This is a genomic window from Actinoplanes sp. TFC3 (assembly GCF_001553785.1).
In the GTDB taxonomy this organism is placed as follows: Bacteria; Actinomycetota; Actinomycetes; order Mycobacteriales; family Micromonosporaceae; genus Actinoplanes.
Genome location: NZ_LOJP01000002.1, coordinates 29,217 through 54,769 on the forward strand (window position 1 = coordinate 29,217; position 25,553 = coordinate 54,769).

A 25,553-nucleotide genomic window follows, 5' to 3' on the forward strand; every position below is an offset into this window, starting at 1 on the left:
CGGTTGTGGTGCCGGTCTCAGCCTAACCGCCGCGCTTAACGAACCCTCAGGCACTCATTCGAGGCAATTCCCCAGAAAGCGCGCGCCCACGATGCCAGACTGTGCCCATGCCACCAAGCGACGGCTGGTACCTGCTCGGCCCGTTCATCGCCGTCGCCCTCGTAGCCTTCCTGGGCTCCATCTTCTGGCGGATGGGCCTGCACTGGCGCGACGAGCCGGAACCCGATCTCTTCGACGGTCTCGGCATCTTCCAGGACTTCCGCTACGGGGACGACTACGGCCTGCTCTGCCCGGCAGCGGTAACCGACAACCCCGACGAGGCCCAGGAAATCCGCGATCTGCTCACGGCCGCAAACATCAAATGCACGTCAGCGGTACGTCCAGACGGGCGTTTGTTCGTCCTGGTGTTCCCGGAAACCGCCGAGGAGGCCCGGCGCCTGGTCGGCTCGGATACCTGACCCCGGCCCCGGGTCGCAGCCTCAGAAGTCGTAGGTCGGCTCCGGCACGTCCACCCGCTCCACCTCGACACCCAGGTTGGCCAGGTCGGAGACGAAGTCGGGGTAGCCGCGGTCGATGTGGTGCACCTCGCCCACCTCGGTCACCCCGTCAGCGCACAGGCCCGCGATGACCAGCCCGGCACCGGCGCGGATGTCGGTGGCGCGAACCGGGGCGCCCGAAAGCCGCTCCCGGCCATTGGTGACCGCGTGGTGGCCGTCGGTGCGGATGTCGGCGCCGAGGCGGACCATCTCGTTGACGAACATGAACCGCCCGTCGAAGATGTTCTCGGTGATCAGCGAGGAGCCCTGGCTGACCGCGGCGAGGCCGAGCGCCATCGGCAGCAGGTCGGTCGCGAACCCCGGGTAGGGCAACGTAACGATGTCGACGGCCTTGGGGCGGTCTTCCATCCGTACCCGGAACTGGTTGTCACCCGGCTCGACCACTCCGCCGGCCGAGACCAGCTTGTCCAGCGCGATCTCCAGGTATTCGGGCCGGACCCCGTGCACGGTGACGTCCCCACGGGTCATCGCCGCCGCATAGGCCCAGGTGCCGCCGACGATGCGGTCCCCCACCGTGGTGTGCCGCACCGGCTTGAGCGCGTCCACGCCCTCGATGGTCAGCGTCGACGTGCCCGCCCCGTCGATGCGGGCGCCCATGTCGGTGAGCATCTGGCAGATGTCGACGATCTCCGGCTCGCGGGCCGCGTTGTCGATCTCGGTGACACCCTTGGCCAGGACCGCGGCCATCAGGATGTTCTCGGTGGCGCCGACGCTGGGGAAATCCAGCCAGATCTTGCTGCCACGCAGACCGCTGGGCGCGGAGGCGATCACGAAGCCGTGCTCGTTGGAGATCTCGGCGCCCAGCCGGGCCAGCCCGGAGACGTGCATGTCGAGCCCACGCGAGCCGATCATGTCGCCGCCCGGCAGCGCCACCCGGGTGTAGCCGCGGCGGGCCAGCAGCGGCCCGAGCACGCAGATGGAGGCGCGCAGCCGGCGGACCAGGTCGTAGTCGGCCTCGGCCCCCGGCTCGGCGGGCACATCGATGATCGCCTCGCCGCCGTCGAAATGAACTTCGCAGCCCAGCCGGCGCAGCACCTCGCCCATGATGGCGATGTCGGTGATGCGCGGCACATTGGCAACCACGCTGCGCCCCTCGGCGAGCAACGCGACCGCCATGAGCTTCAGTGCGGAGTTCTTCGCGCCGCCAACGCTGACATCCCCGGAGAGACGCGCGCCGCCCTTGACCCTGATCACATCCACGGGGGCAATCGTATGGGGCGCGTCCAGCGGACCTCCGTAGGGTGGGGTGCATGGCCGTGCATCTCACTCGCATCTACACCCGCACCGGCGACGCCGGCTCGACCCGCCTGGGCAACAACGAGGTAGCCGCGAAGACCGACAACCGCATCGTGGCGTACGCCGACGTCGACGAATGCAACGCAGCCCTCGGCGTGGCGCTGGCCCTGGGTCACCTCGCGCCGGACATCCGCAGCATCCTCACGGCCGTGCAGAACGACCTGTTCGACGTGGGCGCGGACCTGTGCAACCCGCTCTCGGAGGACCCGCCCTACCCGCCGCTGCGGATCCAGGAGTCGTACGTGACGCGGCTCGAAGAATGGTGCGACGAGTACAACGAGCAGTTGCCTGCGCTCGACTCCTTCGTCCTGCCGGGAGGCACGCCGGGAGCGGCGCTCCTGCACGTGGCACGGACGGTGGCCCGGCGGGCGGAACGCTCAGCCTGGTCGCTGATCGAAGACGACGGCGACCGTACGCCCGCACTGCCGGCCAAGTACCTCAACCGCCTCTCGGATCTGCTCTTCATCCTGGCCCGAACCGCGAACGGCTCGGCCGGCGACGTGAAGTGGGTGCCGGGCGGCAAGGCGTCTTAAATTTCGATGGAGCCTTCCAGGTAGAACACGCACGAGCCGAGCAATTGCACCCGGTCCCCGGCGAGGCGGCAGGTCAGCTCACCGCCGCGCTGCGACGCCTGGTAAGCCAAGAACGTGTCCTTGCCGGTCCGGGCGGCCCAGAACGGCGTGAGCCCGCAGTGCGCACCCCCGGTCACCGGGTCCTCCGGGACGCCCTTGGCCGGGGCGAAATACCGGCTGACGAAGTCGTAGGGTCCGTCCCCGGCGGCGGTCACCACCACCCCGGTCCGGTCGAGGCGGGCGATCGCGGCAAGGTCGGGGGTCAGGGCGCGAACAGTGGCGGCGTCGGGCAGCAGGGCCAGGTAGTTGCCCCCGTCCACAGCGGTCTCCAGCGGGGTGACGCCGAGCGCGGCGGCCACCGCAGGCTGCGGCTCCACGGCCCGCACCGTGCGGACCGGCAGGTCCATCCGATAGCCGGCGGCCTCGCGGGTGACCGTCAGCGGCCCGCTCGCGGTGTCGAAGATGACGCTGCTCCGGCCTGATTCCAGCCGTTCGAGGACAACGGCGGACGCTGCGAGCGTCGCGTGCCCGCACAAGGGCACCTCGACGGCCGGGGTGAACCAACGCAGCCGGTAACCGCCATCGCCGGGCACCACGAACGCCGTCTCGGACAGGTTGTTCTCCGCGGCTATGGCCTGCAGCACGACGTCATCGAGGAACTGCTCCAGCACCACCACAGCGGCCGGGTTGCCGGTGAAGCGGCGGGTGGCGAAGGCGTCGAGCTGATAGATCGGGGCGCGCACGCGGGCTTAGTTCTCGGCCGGGCGGGGCGTGATGGTCGGCCGCGGGGCCACGCTGCCGGGCTGTCCCGGGGGGCCGGCTTCGAGCCAGGACAGGAACCCGGTCACCGTCGACTCGGCCATGGCGATCTCGATCTCGGCGCCGGCCTGCTGGCAGAGCAGAACTACCCAATGCCCCGGCATGCTGAGCCGCTCGGGGCCCTCGGGGAGGCGACGGCTGCGGATGGCCAGCACGCGGCGATCGAGAATGCGTTTGGGGCGGAAGGCGAAGCTGAACATGCGGTGGACGCGCAGCTCGTCGCCGACAAAACGGCCCACTCCGGCGGACCAGCCGCGGCCTGGGACCATGGTGCTGGTCCGGACCTGCAGGCGGATCGTGCCACTGCCCACCATCAGCAGGCGGGTGCGGAGGAAGAGCGCGAAGAAGACGACGAGCAGCGCGGCGAGGCAGATTCCGACGATCTCCAGAATCCGCATCGCGTGACGTCAGTGCGCGTCGGCGGTGGAGGCCGGAGTCGCGCTCTCGGCGAGGACGGTCACGCCATTGGCGTCGACGGAGAGGAAGCCGCCGGTCACATCGTAGGTGAGCTGGTCGCTGCCGTTGAGCTTGACGCGTACCTGGGAGGGCTCCTTGAGCAGGCCCAGGAGCGGCGCGTGACCGGGCAGGATGCCGATCTCGCCCTCGGTGGTCCGCGCGACGAGCATCTCGGCGTCGCCGGACCAGATGCGCTCCTCGACGGCGACGACCTGGACGTGCAGCTGCTTGGCCACGCTCTCTCCTGTCAAGCTCGCTGTAACAGTGCTGGTGAACTGCCTGAATTCTAAACGCCCGGGTGACACGCCGGTGCCCCGGGTGGCGACCGCCACTTTCGCGGTGGCTTGTCACATCTCTTGCATGAATTCCGGGTGGTCGATGAGGAAGGAGGAGATGGAGTCGTTGCTGACCGCCTTGAAGAAATCCTCGGCGGACGGGTCGAGGCCCTCACCGATGTACTGCTGACCGTCGAACAGGCTCTTGCCGGGCAGCTTCACCAGCGTCATGTCCTGCGAGCCGACCCCGCGCAGGGCCAGACCCCAGTCGACAACGTTGTGGCCGTTGCCGTCGAAGATCAGCGCGTCGCCGGCCGCGCGCAGCACCTGGTCGAGCTTGACGGGGTTGGTCACCACGTCCTTGCTGAGCGCCTGCTTGGCCATCGCCTGGATGAACTGCTGCTGGTGGCGCTGACGGTCGTAGTCACTGCGGGGCAGGCCGTAGCGCTGGCGTACGTAGTCCAGCGCCTCCCACGCCTGCAGGTGATAGGTGCCCTTCTTGTACGTCTTCTGCGGCCCGATGTACGGGTGGTCGCAGCTGTTGTCGGCGCACTCGGGCCGGCGCGGGCGCGGCTTGCCGTTGGGCTGCAAGTGCTCGGACTTGACGTTCTGGTCGATCGTCATCGTGACGCCGCCCATGGCCTCGACGATGTCCTTGAACCCGTTGAAGTTGATGATCGCGCCGGCGTCGAACTTCTTGATGCCGGTGAGCTGGCCGACGGTCTTGGCGAGCAGGTCGAAGCCCTGGGCGACGTCATGCTTGCCGTTGCCGATGCTGCTGCCGTACGACATTGCGGCATTGATCTTCGAAGTGCCGCCCTGGAACCCGGTCTTGGCGAAGGGCGGGATCTCGACGCGCAGGTCACGCGGGATCGAGAAGAGCTGCGCTTGGTGCAGGCCCTCGGGGATGTGCACCACGATGATCGAGTCGGACAGCGGCGCGGTGGCCTCGTCGCGCGGGTCGATGCCGACCAGCAGGATGTTGAGCGGGCCCTTGATCTCGCTGACCGGGGTCTTGGTGGCGCCCGCGGCGGCATCGCCGAACAGGTCCTTGGTCTCCACCGCGCCCGCATACCGGGCGACCAGCACCTGGGTGGTCACCAGGGCCCCGCCGCCGAGCACCATCAGCACGCAGCCGACGATCGCGCACAACCGCGCCCATAACGGTGATCGCCACTTGGCCTTGGCTTTGCCGCTCTTCGCCACTTGCTCCCCAACTCTCGGGCTATGCGACCAAAGAAACCATGATCGCGAGACTCCGCCGCACGGCCGCCAAGGATATCCGAACGATCAAAGATTTCTTCGCATCCGGACAACCCATCACTGCGAGAACAAACGGACATAACGGTATGGAGGACACGCGGCCCGGCCCCCAGAAGCGCGAAGGCCGCGACGACAGAGTCGACGCGGCCTTCGGTAACACACAGCTCGGCTGGTCAGCCCTTCATGAGCTCGTGGGCGTTCTTCTCGAGGTCCTCGAGGCCACCGCACATGAAGAAGGCCTGCTCCGGGAACGAGTCGTACTCGCCCTCGCTGATCTTCTTGAACGCCTCGATGGTCTCCTTGAGCGGGACCGTCGAGCCGGGAACGCCGGTGAACTGCTCCGCGGCGTAGGTGTTCTGCGAGAGGAAGCGCTCGATGCGGCGAGCCCGCTGCACCGTGACCTTGTCCTCCTCGGAAAGCTCGTCCATGCCGAGGATCGCGATGATGTCCTGCAGGTCCTTGTACTTCTGCAGGATTCGCTGCACCTCGCGGGCGACCGCGTAGTGCTCGGCCCCGACGAACTCGGGCGCCAGGATCCGCGAGCTGGAGGCCAGCGGGTCCACGGCCGGGTAGATGCCCTTGTCGGAGATCGACCGCTCAAGGTTCGTGGTCGCGTCCAGGTGGGCGAAGGTGGTGGCCGGCGCCGGGTCGGTGTAGTCGTCGGCGGGCACGTAGATCGCCTGCAGCGAGGTGATCGCCTTGCCGCGGACCGAGGTGATCCGCTCCTGGAGCTCGCCCATCTCGTCGGCCAGGGTGGGCTGGTAACCCACGGCCGAGGGCATGCGGCCGAGCAGGGTGGAGACCTCGGAACCGGCCTGGGTGAACCGGAAGATGTTGTCGATGAAGAGCAGCACCTCCTGGTTCTGCACGTCCCGGAAGTACTCCGCCATGGTGAGCGCGGTCAGGGCGACCCGCAGGCGGGTGCCCGGCGGCTCGTCCATCTGGCCGAAGACCAGCGCGGTCTTGTCGAGCACGCCACCCTCGTCCATTTCCAGGATGAGGTCGTTGCCCTCGCGGGTGCGCTCACCCACGCCGGCGAACACCGACGTACCACCGAAGTTGCGGGCCACACGGATGATCATCTCCTGGATGAGCACCGTCTTGCCCACGCCCGCGCCGCCGAACAGGCCGATCTTGCCACCACGCACATACGGCGCGAGCAGGTCGAGCACCTTGATGCCGGTCTCCAGCATCTCGGTCTTCGGCTCGAGGTCGGCGAACGCCGGGGGCTTGCGGTGGATCGGCCAGCGCTCGGTGACCTGCAGCGTCTTCGGGTCGGCGTTGAGCACCTCGCCGAGGGCGTTGAACACGTGGCCCTTGGTCACGTCACCGACGGGCACCGAGATCGGCGCACCGGTGTCGCGGACCTCGGCACCCCGGGTGAGGCCGTCGGTCGGCTGCATCGAGATCGCGCGGACCACGTTGTCGCCGAGGTGCTGGGCGATCTCGAGCGTCAGCGTCTTGGTGCCCTCGGAGAGGGTCACGTCGACGTGCAACGCGTTGAAGATCGCCGGCATGGCGTCGCGGGGGAACTCGGCGTCGACGACCGGGCCGATGACCCGCACGACGCGGCCGACGGCGGTCTCCGTCTTGGTGGGCTCAGCTACAGCAGTCATCACACATCACTTCCCGCCGAGGACAGCGCCTCGACGCCGCCGACGATTTCACTGATTTCCTGGGTGATCGCAGCCTGCCGCGCGGAGTTCATCTCGCGCGTGTACCGCTTGAGCAGGTCGTCCGCGTTGTCCGACGCGCTCTTCATCGCCCGGCGCCGCGACGCCGACTCGCTTGCCGCCGACTCCAGCAGCGCGGCGTAGATCCGCGTGTTGAGGTACTTGGGCAGCAGCGCGTCGAGCAGTTCCTCGGCCTCGGGCTCGAACTCGTACGCCGGGCGCAGTCCGGGCTCGCGCTCCTTGTCCTCGACCTGCATCGGCGCCAGGAAGCGCGCCTGCGGGCTCTGGGTCATGAGCGACTTGAACTGGGTGCTGACGATGTGCAGCTCGTCCACGCCCTGGATGCCGTCCGGGCCGTGGCTGGTGTCGGTGTCATCGGCACCGGCCACGAACGCGTCCAGCAGCGAGTCACCGATCTTGCGGGCGTCCTCGAACGTCGGCCGCTCGGAGAACCCGGTCCAGCTGGTCTCGATCGGCCGGTTGCGGAACTTGTAGTAACCGACGCCCTTGCGGCCGACGATGTACAGCGCCACGTCCTTGCCGTCGGCCCGCAGGCGAGCGATGAGCTGCTCGCACGTGCGGATCGCGTTGGCGTTGTAGGCGCCGGCCAGGCCGCGGTCACTGGTGACCAGCAGGACACCCGCCCGCCGCACCCGCGAGCGCGGCTGCAGCAGGGGGTTGTCGACCGACGCGTTCGACGCGAGTGCGGTCAGCACCTGCGTGATCGCCTCCGCGTACGGCTGCGAGGCGGCGACCCGCTCCTGTGCCTTGGCGATGCGGCTGGTCGCAACCAGCTCCTGCGCCTTGGCGATCTTCTTGGTCGACCGGACGGTGCGGATGCGCCGCCGGAGGGCCTGTACCTGACCGGCCATCTAACTCAGGCCTCGTCCGACGCGGGGCGGACCTCGCGGGTCACGGTCTCGCGCGACTGCTGACCGTCGGCAAGCGGCTCGGCAGCGGCCTCGGTGCCTGCACCGGTGCCGGCGTCGCCCGCCTTGAAGCCCTGCTTGAACTCCTGCACGGCCTTCTGCAGCAGGTCAACGGTCTCGTCGGAAAGCTTGCCGCCGGCCGAGATGGTGGCGAACGCGTCGCTGCGGTTGCGCTTGAACCATTCGAGGAACTCGCCCTCGAAGCGGCGCACGTCACCGACCGCGACGTCGTCGAGCTGGCCGGTGGTGCCGGCCCAGATCACGACGATCTGCTCGCCCGAGGACAGCGGCGAGTACTGCGGCTGCTTGAGCAGCTCGACCAGACGGACGCCCTTCTCGAGCTGGGCGCGCGACGCCTTGTCCAGGTCGGAGGCGAAGGCGGAGAACGCCTCCAGCTCACGGAACTGGGCGAGGTCGAGGCGCAGGCGGCCGGAGACCTGGCGCATGCCGCCGACCTGCGCGGAGCCACCGACTCGCGACACCGAGGTGCCGACGTTGATGGCCGGGCGCACACCGGAGGCGAACAGGTCACCCTCGAGGAAGATCTGGCCGTCGGTGATCGAGATGACGTTGGTCGGGATGTAGGCCGAGATGTCGCCGGCCTTGGTCTCGATCAGCGGCAGACCGGTCATCGAGCCGCCACCGAGCTCGTCGGAGAGCTTGGCGCAACGCTCGAGCAGGCGGCTGTGCAGGTAGAAGACGTCGCCCGGGTACGCCTCACGGCCCGGCGGGCGGCGCAGCAGCAGCGACACGGCGCGGTACGCCTCGGCCTGCTTGGTCAGGTCGTCGAAGACGATCAGGACGTGCTTGCCGGCGTACATCCAGTGCTGACCGATCGAGGAACCGGTGTACGGCGCGATGTACTTGAAGCCGGCCGGGTCGGACGCCGGGGAGGCCACGATGGTCGTGTACTCCAGCGCGCCCTGCGCCTCCAGCGTCCCGCGGATGCTGGCGATGGTGGACGCCTTCTGACCGATTGCGACGTAGATGCAGCGGACCTGCTTGTCCGGGTCGCCGGACTCCCAGTTGGCGCGCTGGTTGATGATCGTGTCGAGCGCAACCGTGGTCTTGCCGGTCTTGCGGTCGCCGATGATGAGCTGGCGCTGGCCGCGGCCGATCGGCGTCATGGCGTCGATGGCCTTGATGCCGGTCTGCAGCGGCTGCTTCACCGGCTGGCGGGCCATGACGTTGGGCGCCTGCAGCTCAAGCTCGCGGAAGCCCTCGCTGGCGATCTCGCCACGGTCGTCGATCGGGTTGCCCAGGGCGTCGACCACGCGGCCGAGGTAGGCGTCACCGACGGGCACGGAGAGCACGCGGCCGGTCCGCTTGACCCGCTGCCCCTCTTCGATGTTGGTGTAGTCGCCCAGGACGACGACACCGATCTCGCGAACCTCGAGGTTCAGCGCGACACCCAGGGTGCCGTCCTCGAACTCGAGGAGTTCGTTCGCCTGGGTCGAGGGCAGACCCTCGACGTGCGCGATCCCGTCGCCCGCATCGGAGACGATGCCGACCTCCTCGCGGGAGACCTCGGGCGAATAGGACGAGACGTAGCGCTCTAGCGCCCCCCGGATCTCGTCCGAGGAGATGGTCAGCTCGGCCATCCTCTGCCTTCTCTAGTCGGCTCGGGGCGTCGCCGCGCCCGAGGGCTTTCGGTAGCGTCGCCGCCGCCGAGGGGAAAGAACTATTTAGCGAACGCCTGGCGGGCTTCGTTGAGTCGCCGCAGGATCGTGCCGTCGTAGAGGTCGGAGCCGACACGCACGCTGAGGCCACCGATGATGCTCGGGTCGACTTCGACCTTCAGCGAAACCTGCCGACCGTAGATGTCGGACAACTTGGCGGCGAGCCGCTGCTCCTCCGCATCGTCGAGAACCTTGGCCGCGGTCACGTACGCGAGTTCGCGGTCGCGCTTCGCGGCGGTCAGCTCGACGAGCTTGCTGAGCGAGGACTCGAAGCTCCGGCCACCGAAACCCTCGAGAGCGATCTTGACAAGCTGGAGCGTCGCCGTCTGGACCTTGCCTTTCAGCAGGTCCTCAACGAGCTTAGCCCGCTGGTCGGCCGATGCGCTCGGGTCACTGAGCGTGACGGCCAGCCGGCCGTTGCCGGACACGACCTGGCCGAAACGGAACAGCTCGTCCTCGACATCGGCGAGCTTGCCGTCGCGGTCGGCGGCGGTGAGCACCGTGTCGGTGCCGAGCCGCTCGGTCGCGTCGAGCAGTTCCGCCGGGGCGGACCAGCGACCGGCCACCAGGGTGGCCAGGGTGTCGACCGTGATGACGCTGAGCTTGCCGGAGACCAGCGACTGGAACAGCCCGGCCCGCTCGTCGGCCGACCGCGACGGGTCGGTCAGCGCGCGTCGCAGCCGCGGCTCGCCGCGCAGCAGCCGGGCCACCGCCAGGATCTCATCGGCGATGGTGGCGAGCTGCGCGGCGGTGACCGACGTCGAGCCCGCGGCCAGCTTGTCCGCGGCCGCGGCGTACGACTCCCGGTTGACGGCGGCCATCAGCGGCTGCCCGCGCCGGCGCCGAGCTCGTTGATGAACCGGTCGACGGTGCCCCGGGTGCGGGCCTCGTCAGCGAGCGACTCGCCGACGATGCGACCGGCCAGGTCCACGGCGAGCGTGCCGACCTCGGAGCGCAGCTCACGAACGATGCTCTCGCGCTGGGCGGCGAGCTGCTCGCGGCCGGCCGCGATGATGCGGTCGGACTCTTCGCGGGCCTTGGCCAGAACGTCCTGGCGGATGCCCTCGGCGTCGGCCCGGGCTTCGTCGCGGATGCGGGCGGCCTCGGTGCGAGCCTCGGCCAGCTGCGCGCGGTACTGCTCGAGCAGCCCGTTGGCCTCGGCCTGCGCGGCCTCGGCCCGCTTGATGCCGCCCTCGATCTCGTCGACCCGGGCCCTGAACGTCTCCTCCATGCGGGGGAAGACGAACTTCATCAGGACGAAGCAGAGGATCGCGAAGGCGATAATCCCGACGATGATCTCGGGGACGTGAGGCAGGATGACGTTGCCGCCACCCTCCTCCTCCGCAGCAAGGATCTTCATTGTGCGCACCTCCTGTCCGGTCGCGCCGTGGTGCTGACGGGCATCAGCTTGGGCTTACTGAAGGGCGAACGCGAGGACGAGGCCGAAGAGGGCGAGCGCCTCGACGACCGCGAAGCCGAAGATCAGCCAGGTGCGGTTGAAGCCGGCCGACTCGGGCTGACGGGCGCTGGCCTGGATGTAGGCGGCGAACAGGATGCCGATACCGATGCCGGGACCGATGGCGGCAAGGCCGTAGCCGATGGTGCCGAGCTGGCCATCCACTGCAGCTTGAAGCAGCATTTGCTATTTCCTCCTGGAATTCGCGCGTGACTGTCACGCGTGGCGACAAGGTGCGGTCAGGAACCGCGTGAAACTCGAGCGGAACTCAGTGGTCTTCGGCGAGCGCGCCTTCGAGGTAGTTGGCGGTCAGCATGACGAAGACGTAGGCCTGCAGGAAGATGACCATGACCTCGAAGAACGTCATCACGATGGCCATCAGGAACGAGAACACCGACAGGCCCATGATGAACACGTTGGCGCTGCCCAGCATGGCGACGCCGCCGAGCGTGAACACCAGCAGGATGAGGTGGCCGGCGAACATGTTGGCGAAGAGCCGGACCGCGAGGGTGACCGGTCGCGTGAGGAACGTCGAAATCAGTTCGATCGGGGTGACCAGGATGTAGAGCGGCCACGGGATACCCGGCATGAACAGGTTGACGCGGAAGTAGTGGGCCGCGCCGTGCTTCTTGATGCCCTGGTAGATGAAGAGCAACCAGCTGATGACACCGAGCACCACCGGGAAGGCGATGTGCGCATTCGGCGAGATCTGGAAGAACGGAATAATCGCGAACAGGTTCGTCAGCGCGATGAAGCAGAACAGCACCGTCAGATACGGCGCGAACCGCAGGCCTTCCTTACCGACGACGTCCTGTGCGATGTTCTTGCGAACAAAGCCGTAGATCGATTCGGCGAGCCACTGCTTCTTGGTCGGGACCAGCTGCGGCTTCCGGTAGGACACCAGGAAGTAGATGATCAGAAGCGCGACGGCCAGCCACACCATGAACGTAAGTTTGGTGAATAGCAGACCCCATTCCGAGCCACGGAGTGACGGAATCCAGCTCTCGAAGTCGAAGTCCTGGACCCCGGGCGGGAAGCCCTCGGCCAAGATTGCCGACTGCTCGACCATCGGTCCACCTTCCACGCGTTAACCAAACCTCTTGATGACCAGGTACAAAGACGCGGCCAGTCCAACGATCATGCCAACGAGAAGACCCAGGCGATTAGGCAGATCCAGCCAGAGATCAACCAGATAACCTAATCCGCCCCACACCACAATCCCGCTGAGCAGGGTGCTGAGCGCCGCCCACGCCGACTGATCACCGGTGGGCTGGGGCTTCTTCTGGGGTGGCTGCTCGTCCGCCATGACGCCGAGACCATATCAGCCGCAGAATCAGCGTTGCGCATCGACCCCCGTGCGGCAATGGCTCGGGGGTGGCGCAATCTCTGTGGGCCGTTGGGCGGCGGCCGCCACGTTACTACGAAGGCGCACGCGCTCGCGCGCAACTGTCCGGTCTCGGACGAGTGATTAGCTCGCGAAGCGACCGGCATGGGTGAAGTGTCGCATTCAGCCGGGCGGTAATCCGCTACTTGCAGGGAACACGCACATCAAGATTTAAGGCTCAGGGAACTGACCCGCCAACTCCACGTCAACTGAGCGCCCGTCCAGACGAATACCGCTACAACGACGGCGACTCCCAGCGAGAACAGGCCGGGCCAATCCGCCTCGTTGAGCCGGTAAAGAACGAGCCCGAGCAGAACGCACTTGAGGGCATAAGTGAGCAGCACCACAGGCATCATCAGCTGACGGGCATAGAGGTCGGCCCACGCCACCACCAAGCCGGAGATCGTGTAGCTCACCAGCACCAGCAGCACGCCGCCGGCAGCGCCGAGCGCCGCCATCGGGCCCCGCAGGATCCAGGCCAGCGCGGCCCCCAACACGAGCAGGACGGCGGAACAAGCAAAGCCGAGCGGCAGGTGTTGCAGCCTTTCACGCATTCACGAAAGGTTACGCGAGCTCGTACGAGGATCCCAAAGCGTACGCAGGGAAGCGCTGCGCCAGCTCCTCCGCCCGCACCGCGATCTCCCGCAGAGCCGAGGCCCCCGCCGCCGTTGCGGGATCGGCGCGCACCGCGGTGGCGATCAGCCCGGCGATCTCCCGCATCTGAGCCTCGCCCATCCCCTGCGTCGTCACCGCCGCGGTGCCGACCCGGATACCGGAGGCGGTGGTCGGCTTTTCCGGGTCGAACGGGACGGCGTTCTTGTTGAGCGTGATGCCGGCCTGTTCGCACCGGTCCTCGGCATCGCGCCCGCACACCCCGAGTTCGCGCAGGTCGGCCAGGGCCAAGTGGGTGTCGGTGCCCCCGGCGACCGCCCGCATGCCCTCGGCCGCGAGCCCGGCGGAGAGGGCCTGGCTGTTGCGGACGACCTGGTGGGCGTACCCCTGGAACTCCGGGCGTGACGCCTCCCGCAGCGCCACCGCCTTTGCCGCGATGGCGTGCATCATCGGCCCGCCCTGGGTGAAGGGGAAGACCGCTTTGTCGATGCGTGCGCCCAGCGGCTCACGGCAGAGCAGCATGCCGCCGCGTGGACCCCGCAACACCTTGTGGGTGGTGCACGAAACCACGTCGGCGAACGGTACGGGTGAGGGCACGGCCCGGCCGGCGACCAGCCCGATGATGTGCGCGGCGTCGACCATCAGGTACGCCCCCACCTCGTCGGCGATGTCCCGGAACACCGGGAAGTCCAGCAGCCGCGGGTACGAGGTGGCTCCGCAGATGATCAGGGCCGGCCGGTGCGCCAGGGCCAGTTCGCGCACCTCGTCGTAATCGATGAGCTCGGTGTCCGGGCGCACGTGGTAGCCGACCGTCCGAAACCACTTGCCCGAGAAGTTGACCTTGCTGCCGTGGGTGAGGTGACCCCCGTGCGGCAGGTCCATGGCCAGCACCGTGTCGCCCGGCTGCACCAGTGCCGCGTACGCCGCCATGTTCGCCGACGCCCCCGAGTGCGGCTGCACGTTGACGTGCTCGGCGCCGAACAACGCCTTGGCCCGCTCGATCGCCAGCTTCTCGGCCCGGTCGACCTCGGCACAGCCGCGGTAGTAGCGCTGCCCGGGATAGCCCTCGGCGTACTTGTTCGTCAGCGTGGAGCCGAGCGCGGCGAGCACCGCCGCGGACGTGAAGTTCTCACTGGCGATCAGGTGCAGACCGCTGCGCTGACGTTCCAGCTCACCGAGCAGTACCCCGGCGATCTCGGGATCCTCGCGGCGCAGCGCCTCGAGGTCCGGGCCCCAGAACGTGCCCATCGCGCGCCCCCTCAGGTCGGCGGAAAGCCCGGTAAAAGCATATGGCTTAGCCGCGCTGCCTGCGGGAACACGAAAGTATGCGTTGCTTGGTCACCGGTGCGACCGGTTACATCGGCGGGCGCCTGGTACCCCGGTTGATCGCCGCGGGTCATCAGGTGCGGGCTCTCTCGCGCAGCGCGGGGCGGCTACGGGACGTGCCCTGGGCTCCGCAAGCCGAGATAGTCGAGGGTGATTTGTCCGATCCGGCGTCGCTCGCGGACGCCCTTGACGGCGTCGACGTCGCCTATTTCCTCGTGCACTCGCTGGGTCAGCGCGATTTCGAGCGCATCGACCGGGAAGCCGCCACGAATTTCGCGCGGGCCGCGTACGAGAAAGGCGTCAAAAGAATTGTTTATCTCGGCGGTCCAGAAGTCCCGGCCGATGATCGCCCGTCGGCCCACCTGCGTTCCCGAGCCGAAGTCGGACGCATTCTGCTGGACAGCGGAGTGCCGACGGCAGTTCTGCGGGCCCCGGTCATCATCGGATCGGGCTCGGCGTCCTTTGAGATGTTGCGGTATCTGACCGAACGGCTGCCGGTCATGGTCACTCCCCGCTGGGTCCGCAATCGCATTCAACCGATCGCCGTCCGCGATGTGCTGCGTTATCTGATCGGCGCCGCGACCCTGTCCCCGGACGTCAATCGCGGTTTCGACATCGGCGGCCGGGATGTGCTGACCTACGCCGAAATGATGCAGCGCTACGCCAGAGTCGCCGGATTGCCCCGCCGGATCATTCTCCCGTTGCGCCCCCTGAGCCCGTGGCTTTCCGCGCACTGGGTCGGCGCCATCACCCCGGTGCCCAATGCCATTGCCCGTCCTCTGGTCGCCAGCCTGATCCACGAGGCTGTGGCGCACGAGAACGACATCGCCGGCTACGTCCCGGGTGAGCCGCCGCTCGGTTTTGACGAATCGGTGCGGCTCGCGCTCGGCAAGATCCGCGACGACGAGGTGGAGACCCGCTGGTCCAACGCCTCGGGTGCGGATGCGGCGGCCGAGCCGATGCCCAGCGACCCGGCCTGGACCGGCGGCACGATCTACAAGGACGAGCGCTGCCGCGAGGTGAACGCCCCGGCCGCCGCGCTGTGGCGGGTCATCGAGGGCGTGGGCGGCGACAACGGCTGGTACTCGTTCCCGCTGGCCTGGTCGGTGCGCGGCTGGCTGGACCGGCTGGTCGGCGGCGTGGGCCTGCGACGCGGCCGCCGCGACCGCGACCACCTGTACGTGGGTGAGGCGCTGGACTGGTGGCGGGTCGAGGAGATCAAGCCCGGCGAGCTGCTGCGGTTGCGTGCCGAGATGAAGGTGCCGGGCCGGGCCTGGCTGGAGATGTACGCCGAGGCGCGCCCGGACGGCACCAGCGTCTACCGCCAGCGGGCCCTGTTCGTGCCCCGTGGTCTGGCCGGTCACGCGTACTGGGCGAGCATCCTGCCCTTCCACGGGATCATCTTCAGCGGCATGGCCCGCAACATCGCCAGGGGCGCTATGACGCCGCCGCGCGGGTCAGGCGATCCCGGACGGCCAGCCACTCCTCAGTCGGCGGCGGGTTCTTCGCGATGATCGTGCGGACCCCGCGGTCGTCCAGGCGGTGCAGGGCGGCGTAGAGGTCGGCGGCATACTCGCGCGGGTCGACGCTGAGGATCTCGGCGCCGGGCACGTCCTCGGTCTCGTAGGTGAGCACCGCGACCGGCTCGGGCGCGCTCACCGAGCTCACGTCATCGGTCAGGATCAGCCGGGCCCGGGGTGCGTAGTGGCGCTTGCTCATCCCGGGTGAGGACCGCTCGGCGCCGTCGGCCACCTCGTCGGGCAGCGTGATCGAGCCGGTCACCTGGCGGAGGTCGCGCAGCGGCAGGGCTCCTGGGCGCAGCAGCCGCGGCGGATCCACTGTCACATCCACCACTGTCGACTCGATGCCCCACCGGGTCGGCCCGCCGTCCAGCACCATCGGCACGTCGGGCAGGCTGCGCAAGACGTGCTGGGCGGTGGTCGGCGAGATGCTTTCCGAGCGGTTCGCGCTGGGCGCGGCCAGAGCCAACCCCGAGGCATCAAGCAACTTCAGAGCAACATCATGCGCCGGTACGCGCACAGCGATCGTTCCCGTGCCGAGGTGCCCGGCCCGCTCCACCACCAGGGTCAGCGGCCCCGGCCAGAACTGGGCTGCCAGCTCGTTGGCCAGGTCGGGCCACTGCTTGGCCAGCGCACGGGCCGCGGTGACGTCGGCGACGTGCACGATCAGCGGGTTCCACGACGGACGGTTCTTGAGCCGGTAGATCTCGGCCACCGCGCGCTCGCTGAACGCGTCGGCGCCCAGGCCGTACACGGTCTCGGTGGGGAACGCCACGACCTGCCCGGCCCGCAGCAGGTCGGCGGCGCGGCGGATCCCACCGGCGTCGGCAGTGATGATCACGCGGCCCTCGCAGCCCCCGGCAGCAGCGCCTCGACCAGGGGGTACAGCGATTCGTCGATGTCGTCGGCGATGCGCTGGAAGGTCTGGTCGCCGCGGCCCCACGGGTCGTCGAGGTCGTCGCCGGGTTGCGGCTCGGTGTCCCCGCGCAGCTTGTCCAGCGCCACCACCAGCGCCCGTGCCCGCGCGGCGAACGTCTCGGGGTCGGTGCCCGCGGCGGGCAGCTCCTTGGCCTCGAACTGCTGCAGCAGCCGGGCGAAGTGGCCCAGCACGAACGTGCGGTGGACGGCCTCGGGCAGCAGCGCGGCAACGTAGTCGCTCTGGTCGGCGGTCGCGGTCAGGATCAGATCGGCCTCGGTGAGCTGGGCGCCGGTGAGCTTGCGGGCGGTGAAACCGTCGACACTGCCGCCGCGCAGCCGGATCTGCCGGCCGGCGGGCGGGTTCATCTCCTCGCCGTCGTGCCAGCCACCGGTGCCCGCGCTCCGGCTGACCAGCAGCTCGTGCACGTCGGCGTCGGGATCGAGCTTGCCGAGCCGCTGCTGCGCGGCGAGCACCAGCAACCGCTCGGCCATCGGCGAGCGGCAGATGTTGCCCATGCACACGTGCAGCACGGTGAACGCCATGATCAGGATCCCGCGGGCTGCAGGTCGGGGACCACGTCATGCAGCTTGTCGTATGACAGGGCGCCCTCGCGTAGCACCCGAGGCACGTCACCGGTCACGTCCACCACCGTGCTCGGCGCCGGGTCGTGCGCCACCCCGGCCTCCAGGTAGATGCGCACCGAGTATTCGAGCTGGTCGCGGGCCTCCTCGGCGGTGACCGGCGCGGCCTGGCCAACCTTGTTGGCAGTGGTCACGGCCATCGGGCCGATCTCGCGCAGCACCTCCAGCGCCACCGGGTGCAGCGGCATCCGTACGGCCACCCGCCCCCCGGTCTCGCCCAGATCCCACTGCAGGCTCGGCGAGTGCTCGACGATGATCGTCAGCGCGCCCGGCCAGAACGCGTCAGCCAGATCCCGGGCCGCCTTGGGGATGGAGTAGACCAGCCCGTCCAGGGTGTGCCGCGAGCCGACCAGCACCGGCGGCGCCACCCGGCGGTCGACTCCCCGAGCGGTCTGCAACGCGCTGACCGCATGCGGAGTGAACGCCTCCGCCCCGACGCCGTAGACCGTGTCGGTGGGCAGGACCACGAGTTCCCCGCTGCGAACCGCCTCGACGGCGGCGGCGATGCCGCGATCGCGCTCGGCCACGGTCCGGCAGTCGTAAAGCATCACGACGCCGAGTCTAATTGCCTGATCGCGGTGGCGAATCTAGGGCGCCCAGCAAAGTCGTTATGCCCTTTTACCTCGGTGAAGCGACCATCCGCACGCAGCAGCTCGGGGACATCGGCACCGTGCACGTCGTCGTGCTCGAGGCCCACCACCCCACCGGGACGCAGCAACTCGGCGGCGAGCCGGATCACCGGCCGGATCACGCTCAGCCCGTCCGCTCCCCCGAACACCGCCTCGGCCGGGTCATGATCGGCCACCTCCGGCGGCACCGGGGTTCCCTCGGGCACATAGGGCGGATTGCAGAGCAGCACGTCGACCTGGCCGTGCAGCTCCGCAAGTAACCCGGGGCCGGTGACATCGCCCGGCAGGACGGTCACAACGGGAAACGGCTCGGCGTTGCGTCGCAGATATGACAGTGCCGCCGAGGAGCGCTCGACCGCGATCACCCGGCCCGGCCGGCCCTCATCGGCCACCGACAGGGCGATTGCCCCGCTGCCGCTGCACAGATCGACCACCGTCGCGCCCGGCGCGGTGTGCTCGATCCCCCAACCGGCCAGCAGTTCCGTCTCCGGGCGCGGCACGAAGACCCCGTCGCCGACGGCCAGCTCGAGATGCCGGAACGCGGCGGTGCCCAGCAGGTGCTGCAACGGCACCCGCTGCGCCCGCCGGGCCGTGAGGTTCTCGAATCGGCGCAGCTCAGCGGCGCGCACGGTGTCCACCAGGACGAGCCGGCCGCGGCCGATGCCCAGCACATGCGCGGCGAGCAGCTCGGCATCGACGCGGGGCGATTCAACGCCCGCCTCGGCAAGCTGTTTCGCGGCCGCGACCAGCGCCGGCGCCAAGCGGACGCGATCGGGGTCCGCCGAGGGGTGTTCGTGCGCGAGTGTCACGGCATAATCATGGAACGTCGTTTCGCGGCGGCGACCGGCCGGGTCGTCGATCGATGAACGCCGTCGGCGAGAGGGGCCTGCATGGCCGTGGCGATCCCATGACCTGGTTGGATCAGCTACCGGATTGCGTCGACGACCTGCGCCGGGCCGGCGAGCTCCAGCAGGGCGGCCGCTCCGCCGAGGCGCTGACCATTCTGGACAAGGTGCTCGAGGTCACCACCGACCCGCTGACCCGGGCGTACGCGCTCGTGCAGCGGTTCGGGGCGTTGATCAACCTGGGGCGCATCGCCGAGTTCGCCACCGCCATGACGCTCGCCAGCAACGCCGTCCACGAGACCTCCGACCCCTACCTGCGCGGGCAGATGCACGCGTTCGCGGCGCTCGGCGCGCACCTGCAGAGCGCCCTGGACCGCGGCGTCACCCACCTCGTGCAGTCCGCCCGGGCGCTGGCTGCGGTGCCCGACGGCGACACCGAAACCGCGTGGGGCTGGCACGACCTCGCCATGGCGTACTCCTACTTGGGCTTTCACGGTCACGCGCTGACCGCCATCGAGCAGGCCCGCCAGGTCGGCGCGGCGGCCGGCATGGCCCCGGAGCTGTTCGCCGCCCCCGGCATCCGGCTGCGCAACGCCGTCTCCCTCGATCACCAGGGTGACACCGACGGCTGCCTGCGCGTGCTGCGCGACATCGACGCTGAACTCACCCGCTACCTGGCCACCGGCGCCGACGCGCGGCTGCGGCCCAGCGCCCGCCCGGTGTACGGCTACGCCCTGGCCCGCCGCGCCGCGCTTGGCGAGGCCCCTGAAACCGACGTGACCGAGTTGCTCACCGGCGGCGGCGACAGCGTGCGCTCGCGCGACCTGCGCCACCTCGGCGGGGTGTGCCTGGACATCGCGGCCGGTCAGCCCACCCGGGCGCTGCGCAAACTCGACGCCGTACCGGTGTCGCAGGAGATCCTCGGCGCCGCCGAACCGGCCCGGTTGCGCAGCATCTGCTACGCGGTCGCCGGGGAGCACCAGGCCGCGCACAAGGCCGACCGGTATGCGTTCCGCCTCGCCGCCCAGCGCATCGACCGGCTGCGCGACGGCTATCTGGACGGGGTGGCCGCCCGCCTCGACGCCCAGGAAACCCACCGCGACGCCGGGCGCTACGGCGACGAAACCCTGACCGACCCGCTCACCGGCCTGCCCAACCGCCGCCAGCTCGAACGCTACGTCTCGGCCATGCTGGCCCGTGGGGAACGGGCCGCCATCGGCGTCTGCGACCTGATCGGGTTCACCGCGGTCAACGCCCGGCATGGCCGGCACTGCGGCGACCTGGTGCTGCAACGCATCGCTGGCGTGCTGAGCCGGGTCATGCGCCGCGGTGACTTCGTGGCCCGCTTCGCCGGCGACGAGTTCGTGGTCGTGCTTCCCGGGGCCGGCCCGACCCAGGCGGCCGAGGTGTCGCGCCGGATCAGCGCCGCCGCTGCCGGCGAGAACTGGCAGGTCCTGGTGCCCGGCACCCCGATCGGGCTGGCAGCCGGCTGGTCCGAGGTGGGACCCGACCGGCGCGCCCTGGCTGCCGCGCTGGCCGCCGCGGCAGGCAACCGGACACCTGCCTGAGCCGTAGGTTGGACGACATGGGCGTCATCGAGCTGGGGGTGGTGACGCCGTACGAGCCGGCCGAACCGGTGCGCCCGGACCTGCGGCGCTACCTGATCGCGCTGGTTCTGCTGCTCAGCGCCGGGCTGCTGACCGGGGCCGCGCCGATCCCGCAGCACTCCTTCACCACGCTCTGGCGCATCCCGATAAACGGCAACGAGGACTCGTTCGCCATGAACCCGGGCGGCGTGTACGTGCTGTCGTCGACCGGCGAGCGGCGGGTGACCGCGTACGACCCTCGTACCGGAAAGATCCGCTGGACCCGGATGGTGCGCGACAGCACCTCCTGGATCGACGCGGCCGGCGGCGGCGTGCTGCTCGCGCCCACCAGCGACGGCAGCACCTCGCAGACCATCGCCCTGGAGGACGGCACCGGCCGCGAGCTGTGGCGCCAACCCGGCGACAGCCTGACCGTGCACGCCGGGCTGGTGCTGCTGATCCAGGGCGACCCGGAGATGTCCGCGGTCCGCTCGCTGCGCGTCGTCGACCTGCACACCGGCACCCCCGTGTGGAGCTTCACCGCCGGGCGGCGGCGCACCTGGATCGCCACCGGCGACACCGACGCCGACCGGCTCGTCGTGGCCACCGAGGACGGCGACGTGACAGTGCACGACTTCGGCTCGGGCCGCGTGGTGACGCACGGCTGGGTGCCCTGGCCCGGCGCGATCGCCAGCCCCGACCAGCCGCCCGGCGTCGGCGTCGCGGGCCACACCTTCTTCCTGCCCGGCACCTCCAGCGAACAGCCCGCCATGACCATGTACGACACCGAGACCCTGCACGAACGCTGGCGGCTGTCCAGCCGGTCGATCATCAGCTTCTACGAATGCGGACCGGTGTTCTGCCTCAACGACGACAACGGCCTCTCCGTGTACGATCAAAAAACCGGCCAGCCCCTCTGGCACCGCCCGGGTGAGGGCTATGCCGCCGCCCTGCACCGCGATCGGCTGGTGCTCGAGAACGGCATCGGCGCCCGGCGGGTGCTGGTCGACGCCCGCACCGGACGTGAGCTGGCCGACCTGGGCACCAGCTCGCTCTCGTACGGCGACACCGGCCCGGTCTACTCGCTGGCCCTGACCCACCAACCGCCCGGGCGCACCGCGATCGGCGAGCTCGACGAGCACACCGGCCGCATCGACCTGCGCGGTGCCCTCGACCCGGCCGCCGATTACTGCCAAAGCACCGATCGGCTGCTCGCCTGCTACACCGGCGGCTCACGGCTCACGATCACCGAAATCGGACGGGCTCCCTGAACCGGCGGGGTTGACCTACGCTGCCATCCATGGAAGTCATCGAGCTCGGCGTGGTCACGGATCCGGCCGAGCCGCCCCGCCGGCCGAACGCCTGGGCGCTGAGCCGCCGCCGCGACGTCCGGCGCGGGCTGCTCGCCACGGTCGCCGTGCTGAGCCTGCTGCTGGTCGCCGGGTCGGCACCCCCGAGTTCGGCCGGACCGCACCTGCTGTGGAGCATCCCGATGGCCGGCGCCGATGACTCGTTCACCGCGGCGGACGGCCAGGTGTACGTGCTGAGCGGCTCGCAGGTCGAGGGGCGGCGGCTGGACGCGTACGGGCTGCGTACCGGTAAGAAGGCCGCGAGCATCTCCGACCTGAAGGGCGCCACCTGGATCGGGGCGGTCCAGGCCGGGGTGGTCACCCTGCCGGCCGGCGACGCCACCGCGCAGCTCGACACCGTCGACGGCAACTTCATCCACGAGACCATCGCCGTCGACGCCAAGACCGGCCGGGAACTGTGGCACCTGCCCGGTGAGCTCGCCGCCAGCGACTCCCAGCACGCGGTGCTCAGCCAGTGGGACCAGGCGGGCGCCAGCATCCAGACCCTGCGCGTGGCCGGCCTGCGCGACGGCACCACCGCCTGGGAGCACACCCACACCGACGTACAGGGCTGGTTGCTCGCCAAGGACACCGGGCGGCTCTACACCGCCACCCGCAACGGGCTGCTCAAGGTGCTCGACATCGCCGACGGCAGCACCCTGGTCAGCAAACAACTTCCCGTGCAGAAGCAGCCTGCCTCGGCCGAGCGCTACACGGTCATCAGCGGCGAGCACCAGCAGCTCTTCGTGCGCACCATCGTGGACACCCGGGCCACCGTCGCCGCCTACGACCCGGCCACGCTCGCCGAACGCTGGCATCTCAGCAGCGAAACGTTCGACGGCTTCTACGGGTGCGGGTCGGTCATGTGCCTCAGCGATGCCGCCGGCATCTCCGGCTACGACCCGGCCACCGGTCAACGGCGCTGGCAGCGCGAGGGCAACGGGATGGCCACCGCGATCGGCAACGACCGGATCCTGGTCCCCTACGGCGCCGACGAAAACCAGCACACCCTGGTCGACAGCAGCACCGGGGCCACCCTGGCCGACCTCGGTGCCGCAGCCACCGTGTCCGACGTCGAGAACCCCGGCAGCCGGGCGTACATCCTGAGCGCCATGACCGATCCGCCCGGCCGGACCGCGCTCAGCGAGTTCGACCAGCGCACCGGCAAGGTCGTGCCACGCGGCACCATCGCCCAGACCAAGGAGTACAACTGCCGCGCCTCAGACAACCTGCTGGTCTGCGCCACCGCCGACGGGCGGCTCACGGTCACCGAGGTCCCTTAGGGTCTGACCCATGGGCGTCATCGAGCTCGGCCTCGTCACCGATCATGACGAGACGGTCGACGAGCCGGCCGCCGCCCGGCGCCTGGGCAGCCCCCGCGAGATCCGGCGCGTGCTGGTCGCCGTGGCCGCCGCGTTGTGCCTGCTGCTGTGCACCGCCTCGGCGCCGCCGCACTCGTTCGCGCCCGCGCAGCTGTGGAGCATCCCGCTGCTGAGCGGACAGGACTCCTTCATCTCGGCGGACGACCAGGTGTACGTGTTCACCGGCACGGCGGGCGGCAACCGGCGGCTGAGTGCGTACGGGCTGCGTACCGGAAAATTGCGCTGGACCGTCCCTGAGCTTGACGACGCCGCCTGGATCGGCACCGTGCAGTCGGGGGTCATCATGCTGCCCACCGGCCGGGCCACCGTGGAATTCGACACCGACAACGGTGGCGTCGGTTTCCGGGAGTTCAACCGCGAGACCATCGCCATCGACGCCGCGACCGGCCGGCAGCTGTGGCGACTGCCCGGCGAGGTCGCCGCCAGCCACGGCGACCTGGCACTGCTCACCGAATGGGACGAGCAGGGCAGTACCGTCCGGACTTTGCGCGCGGTCGGCCTGCATGACGGCATCCCGGCCTGGCAGAACTCCCCGGCCGCGGTGCAGAGCTGGACCACCAGCGAGGATCTCGGCCGGCTGGTCACCGCCACCGGCGAAGGGCTCGTGCAGGTGCTCGACTTCGCCGACGGCAGCGTGCAGACCAGCCGGAAACTGCCCTGGGCCGGGCGTGCCACCTCGGGAGACCGCTCCACCGACATCAGCACCGAGGGTCAGCAGCTCGTCGTGCGCAACGTGGCGGGCAGCAAAGCCACCGTCACCGCGTACGACCTCGCCTCGCTCACCGAACGCTGGCACCTCACCAGCGACACTCTCAACGGCTTCTACGGCTGCGGACCGGTGATGTGTCTCAACGACGCGAGCGGCGTGGCCGGCTACGACCGGCTGACCGGACGGCGGCTGTGGCAGCGGGCCAGCGGCGGATGGGCAGTGCCGGTCGGCCCGGACCGGCTCATCCTCGAGGACGGCCAGGAGGGCGCCCGGCATGCCCTGCTCGACAGCCACACCGGCGCCACGCTGGCCGACCTCGGCACCGCCGGCATCGTCTGGGACTACCAGGACACCGCCAGCACCGCGTACGTGCTGATCCGCACGACCAGCCCGCCGCAGCGAACCGCGCTCGGCGAGGTCGACGAGCACTCCGGCGAGATCCGGCTGCGCGGCTTGATCGACGAGATGCAGGACTACGGCTGCCACGCCGAGGGCACGCTGCTGCTGTGCGCCACTGCCGACGGCCGGCTCACCGTCACCGAGACGGCCTGGTTCACGGCCGCCGGCTGATCTCCGACTCCCCCGCCAGCCGCGCCGCCCGGTCCGCCTCGCCCAGCGCGTCCAGCACGGCATCCAGCTCGCCGCCCAGCACCAGGTCGAGGTTGTACGCGGTGTAGCCGATGCGGTGATCGGTGATTCGGTTCTGCGGGAAGTTGTACGTGCGGATGCGCTCCGAGCGGTCCACCGTGCGTACCTGCGCCTTGCGGGCGTCGGACGCGGCGGCGTCGGCCTCCTCCTGCGCGGCGGCCAGCAGCCGGGCCCGCAGGATGCGCATCGCCTGCTCGCGGTTCTGCAGCTGGCTCTTCTCGTTCTGGCAGCTCACCACGATGCCGGTGGGCAGGTGGGTGATCCGCACGGCGGAGTCGGTGGTGTTCACCGACTGCCCACCCGGACCGGACGAACGGAACACATCCACCCGGATGTCGCCCGGATCGATCTGCACGTCGACGTCCTCGGCCTCGGGCAGCACCAGCACTCCGGCCGCCGAGGTGTGGATGCGGCCCTGCGACTCGGTGACGGGCACCCGCTGCACGCGGTGCACGCCACCCTCCCACTTCATCCGGGACCAGACGCCGTGGCCGCCGTCGGGCACGCCCTTGGTCTTCACCGCCACCGAGACGTCCTTCACGCCGCCCAAGTCGGAATCCTGCGCGTCGATGATCTCGACCACCCAGCCCCGGCGCTCGGCGTAGCGGGTGTACATCCGCAGCAGATCGCCGGCGAACAATGCGGACTCCTGCCCACCCTCGCCGGCCTTGATCTCGACGATCACGTCCTTGGCGTCGTGCGGGTCGCGCGGGATCAGCATCTCGCCGAGCTTCTCCTCAAGCGCGGGCAGCACCGCGGCGACCGCGTCCACCTCTGCGGAGAACGACGGATCCTCGGCCGCCAGCTCCCGGGCAGCGGTCAGGTCGGCCCGCGCCGCCTCGAGCTCGGTGTGCGCGGCGTACACCGGCGCGAGCTCGGCGAAGCGCCGCCCGACCCGGCGTACCAGGGCCTGGTCGGAATGGATGGAGGGGTCCTCCATCTGCTTCTCAAGCTGCGCGTACTCGTCCAATAGCTGGCTGAGCCGGTCGTTACTCACAAATCCCCCAACATGCCAACGGCGCCCGGCC

The 25,553-nt window shown here is 69.6% G+C and carries 27 protein-coding genes; 7 read left to right on the plus strand and 20 right to left on the minus strand.

Annotated features, from left to right (window positions below):
• The first annotated feature begins 107 nt into the window (after positions 1 to 107).
• On the plus strand, positions 108 to 458 hold the full coding sequence (locus TFC3_RS27080) for a hypothetical protein (RefSeq protein ID WP_067507781.1): 351 nt from the start codon (positions 108 to 110) through the stop codon (positions 456 to 458).
• A gap of 21 nt (positions 459 to 479) precedes the next feature.
• On the opposite strand, the gene murA is transcribed toward TFC3_RS27080, so the two are convergent.
• Positions 480 to 1,766, minus strand: a complete 1,287-nt coding sequence (murA, locus tag TFC3_RS27085) for a UDP-N-acetylglucosamine 1-carboxyvinyltransferase (RefSeq protein ID WP_082772540.1) — start codon at positions 1,764 to 1,766, stop codon at positions 480 to 482.
• Positions 1,767 to 1,807: 41 nt separating this feature from the next.
• On the opposite strand from murA, the gene TFC3_RS27090 reads away from it, so the two are divergent.
• Positions 1,808 to 2,386 (plus strand): cob(I)yrinic acid a,c-diamide adenosyltransferase, encoded by a 579-nt coding sequence (locus tag TFC3_RS27090; RefSeq protein WP_067507787.1) that lies wholly within the window; start codon positions 1,808 to 1,810, stop codon positions 2,384 to 2,386.
• Here the strand turns inward: TFC3_RS27090 and TFC3_RS27095 are convergent.
• The 14 genes from TFC3_RS27095 to glyA all read right to left on the minus strand — a co-directional run bounded on the left by TFC3_RS27095 (position 2,383) and on the right by glyA (position 14,219).
• On the minus strand, positions 2,383 to 3,168 hold the full coding sequence (locus TFC3_RS27095) for a PhzF family phenazine biosynthesis protein (protein ID WP_067507789.1): 786 nt from the start codon (positions 3,166 to 3,168) through the stop codon (positions 2,383 to 2,385). The genes TFC3_RS27090 and TFC3_RS27095 overlap by 4 nt on opposite strands.
• Before the next feature lie 6 nt (positions 3,169 to 3,174).
• Complete coding sequence (locus tag TFC3_RS27100) at positions 3,175 to 3,642, minus strand: DUF2550 domain-containing protein (protein ID WP_067507791.1); 468 nt, start codon at positions 3,640 to 3,642, stop codon at positions 3,175 to 3,177.
• Positions 3,643 to 3,651: 9 nt separating this feature from the next.
• Complete coding sequence (locus TFC3_RS27105) at positions 3,652 to 3,936, minus strand: F0F1 ATP synthase subunit epsilon (RefSeq protein WP_067507793.1); 285 nt, start codon at positions 3,934 to 3,936, stop codon at positions 3,652 to 3,654.
• Positions 3,937 to 4,047: 111 nt separating this feature from the next.
• Complete coding sequence (locus TFC3_RS27110) at positions 4,048 to 5,181, minus strand: LCP family protein (protein ID WP_067507795.1); 1,134 nt, start codon at positions 5,179 to 5,181, stop codon at positions 4,048 to 4,050.
• Positions 5,182 to 5,411: 230 nt separating this feature from the next.
• On the minus strand, positions 5,412 to 6,854 hold the full coding sequence (gene atpD / locus TFC3_RS27115; RefSeq protein ID WP_067507797.1) for a F0F1 ATP synthase subunit beta: 1,443 nt from the start codon (positions 6,852 to 6,854) through the stop codon (positions 5,412 to 5,414).
• Positions 6,854 to 7,783: a F0F1 ATP synthase subunit gamma gene (locus TFC3_RS27120; RefSeq protein WP_067507799.1), complete on the minus strand. Its 930-nt coding sequence runs from the start codon at positions 7,781 to 7,783 to the stop codon at positions 6,854 to 6,856. Before TFC3_RS27120 ends, atpD begins: the two co-directional genes overlap by 1 nt.
• A gap of 5 nt (positions 7,784 to 7,788) precedes the next feature.
• Positions 7,789 to 9,441, minus strand: a complete 1,653-nt coding sequence (gene atpA / locus TFC3_RS27125; protein WP_067507801.1) for a F0F1 ATP synthase subunit alpha — start codon at positions 9,439 to 9,441, stop codon at positions 7,789 to 7,791.
• Between the two features lie 80 nt (positions 9,442 to 9,521).
• Positions 9,522 to 10,343 (minus strand): F0F1 ATP synthase subunit delta, encoded by an 822-nt coding sequence (locus TFC3_RS27130; protein ID WP_067507804.1) that lies wholly within the window; start codon positions 10,341 to 10,343, stop codon positions 9,522 to 9,524.
• Positions 10,340 to 10,879: a F0F1 ATP synthase subunit B gene (locus TFC3_RS27135; RefSeq protein ID WP_067507806.1), complete on the minus strand. Its 540-nt coding sequence runs from the start codon at positions 10,877 to 10,879 to the stop codon at positions 10,340 to 10,342. The genes TFC3_RS27130 and TFC3_RS27135 overlap by 4 nt, the downstream gene beginning before the upstream one ends.
• 54 nt (positions 10,880 to 10,933) lie before the next feature.
• A complete protein-coding gene (gene atpE, locus TFC3_RS27140) occupies positions 10,934 to 11,158 on the minus strand; it encodes an ATP synthase F0 subunit C (RefSeq protein ID WP_067507808.1) in 225 nt (74 codons plus the stop codon).
• Positions 11,159 to 11,243: 85 nt separating this feature from the next.
• Positions 11,244 to 12,044, minus strand: a complete 801-nt coding sequence (gene atpB, locus TFC3_RS27145) for a F0F1 ATP synthase subunit A (protein WP_067507810.1) — start codon at positions 12,042 to 12,044, stop codon at positions 11,244 to 11,246.
• A gap of 18 nt (positions 12,045 to 12,062) precedes the next feature.
• On the minus strand, positions 12,063 to 12,281 hold the full coding sequence (locus TFC3_RS27150) for an AtpZ/AtpI family protein (protein ID WP_067507812.1): 219 nt from the start codon (positions 12,279 to 12,281) through the stop codon (positions 12,063 to 12,065).
• A 242-nt stretch (positions 12,282 to 12,523) separates the two neighbouring features.
• Positions 12,524 to 12,913, minus strand: a complete 390-nt coding sequence (locus tag TFC3_RS27155) for a hypothetical protein (protein WP_067507814.1) — start codon at positions 12,911 to 12,913, stop codon at positions 12,524 to 12,526.
• Positions 12,914 to 12,923: 10 nt separating this feature from the next.
• A complete protein-coding gene (glyA, locus tag TFC3_RS27160; protein ID WP_067507816.1) occupies positions 12,924 to 14,219 on the minus strand; it encodes a serine hydroxymethyltransferase in 1,296 nt (431 codons plus the stop codon).
• Positions 14,220 to 14,296: 77 nt separating this feature from the next.
• Between glyA and TFC3_RS27165 the strand changes: the two genes are divergently transcribed.
• A complete protein-coding gene (locus tag TFC3_RS27165; protein ID WP_067507818.1) occupies positions 14,297 to 15,811 on the plus strand; it encodes an SDR family oxidoreductase in 1,515 nt (504 codons plus the stop codon).
• Here the strand turns inward: TFC3_RS27165 and TFC3_RS39630 are convergent.
• From TFC3_RS39630 to prmC, 4 genes are read right to left on the minus strand one after another with little or no spacing between them, the layout of a single operon-like run.
• Entirely contained in the window at positions 15,735 to 16,658 is a 924-nt protein-coding gene (locus tag TFC3_RS39630) for an L-threonylcarbamoyladenylate synthase (RefSeq protein ID WP_067507820.1), read from the minus strand. The two genes, TFC3_RS27165 and TFC3_RS39630, sit on opposite strands and share 77 nt — an antisense overlap.
• Positions 16,655 to 17,281 carry a phosphotyrosine protein phosphatase gene (locus TFC3_RS39635; protein ID WP_236718590.1) on the minus strand — a complete coding sequence of 209 codons (627 nt, stop codon included), beginning with the start codon at positions 17,279 to 17,281 and terminating at the stop codon, positions 16,655 to 16,657. The genes TFC3_RS39630 and TFC3_RS39635 overlap by 4 nt, the downstream gene beginning before the upstream one ends.
• A complete protein-coding gene (locus TFC3_RS27180) occupies positions 17,281 to 17,925 on the minus strand; it encodes an L-threonylcarbamoyladenylate synthase (protein ID WP_067509711.1) in 645 nt (214 codons plus the stop codon). The genes TFC3_RS39635 and TFC3_RS27180 overlap by 1 nt, the downstream gene beginning before the upstream one ends.
• On the minus strand, positions 17,925 to 18,815 hold the full coding sequence (prmC, locus tag TFC3_RS27185) for a peptide chain release factor N(5)-glutamine methyltransferase (protein ID WP_067507824.1): 891 nt from the start codon (positions 18,813 to 18,815) through the stop codon (positions 17,925 to 17,927). The genes TFC3_RS27180 and prmC overlap by 1 nt, the downstream gene beginning before the upstream one ends.
• 98 nt (positions 18,816 to 18,913) lie before the next feature.
• Here prmC and TFC3_RS27190 point away from each other — a divergent pair, with 98 nt between their 5' ends.
• Genes TFC3_RS27190 through TFC3_RS27205 form a run of 4 tightly spaced genes read left to right on the plus strand, consistent with a single transcriptional unit; the run spans position 18,914 to position 24,447 of the window.
• On the plus strand, positions 18,914 to 20,419 hold the full coding sequence (locus TFC3_RS27190; RefSeq protein ID WP_067507826.1) for a diguanylate cyclase domain-containing protein: 1,506 nt from the start codon (positions 18,914 to 18,916) through the stop codon (positions 20,417 to 20,419).
• 17 nt (positions 20,420 to 20,436) lie between these two features.
• Positions 20,437 to 21,708 carry a PQQ-binding-like beta-propeller repeat protein gene (locus TFC3_RS27195; RefSeq protein ID WP_067507828.1) on the plus strand — a complete coding sequence of 424 codons (1,272 nt, stop codon included), beginning with the start codon at positions 20,437 to 20,439 and terminating at the stop codon, positions 21,706 to 21,708.
• A gap of 29 nt (positions 21,709 to 21,737) precedes the next feature.
• Positions 21,738 to 23,069 (plus strand): PQQ-binding-like beta-propeller repeat protein, encoded by a 1,332-nt coding sequence (locus TFC3_RS27200; protein ID WP_067507830.1) that lies wholly within the window; start codon positions 21,738 to 21,740, stop codon positions 23,067 to 23,069.
• A gap of 10 nt (positions 23,070 to 23,079) precedes the next feature.
• Positions 23,080 to 24,447 (plus strand): PQQ-binding-like beta-propeller repeat protein, encoded by a 1,368-nt coding sequence (locus TFC3_RS27205; RefSeq protein ID WP_067507832.1) that lies wholly within the window; start codon positions 23,080 to 23,082, stop codon positions 24,445 to 24,447.
• Here the strand turns inward: TFC3_RS27205 and prfA are convergent.
• A complete protein-coding gene (gene prfA, locus TFC3_RS27210; RefSeq protein WP_067507834.1) occupies positions 24,431 to 25,522 on the minus strand; it encodes a peptide chain release factor 1 in 1,092 nt (363 codons plus the stop codon). The two genes, TFC3_RS27205 and prfA, sit on opposite strands and share 17 nt — an antisense overlap.
• Between the last annotated feature and the right edge of the window lie 31 nt (positions 25,523 to 25,553).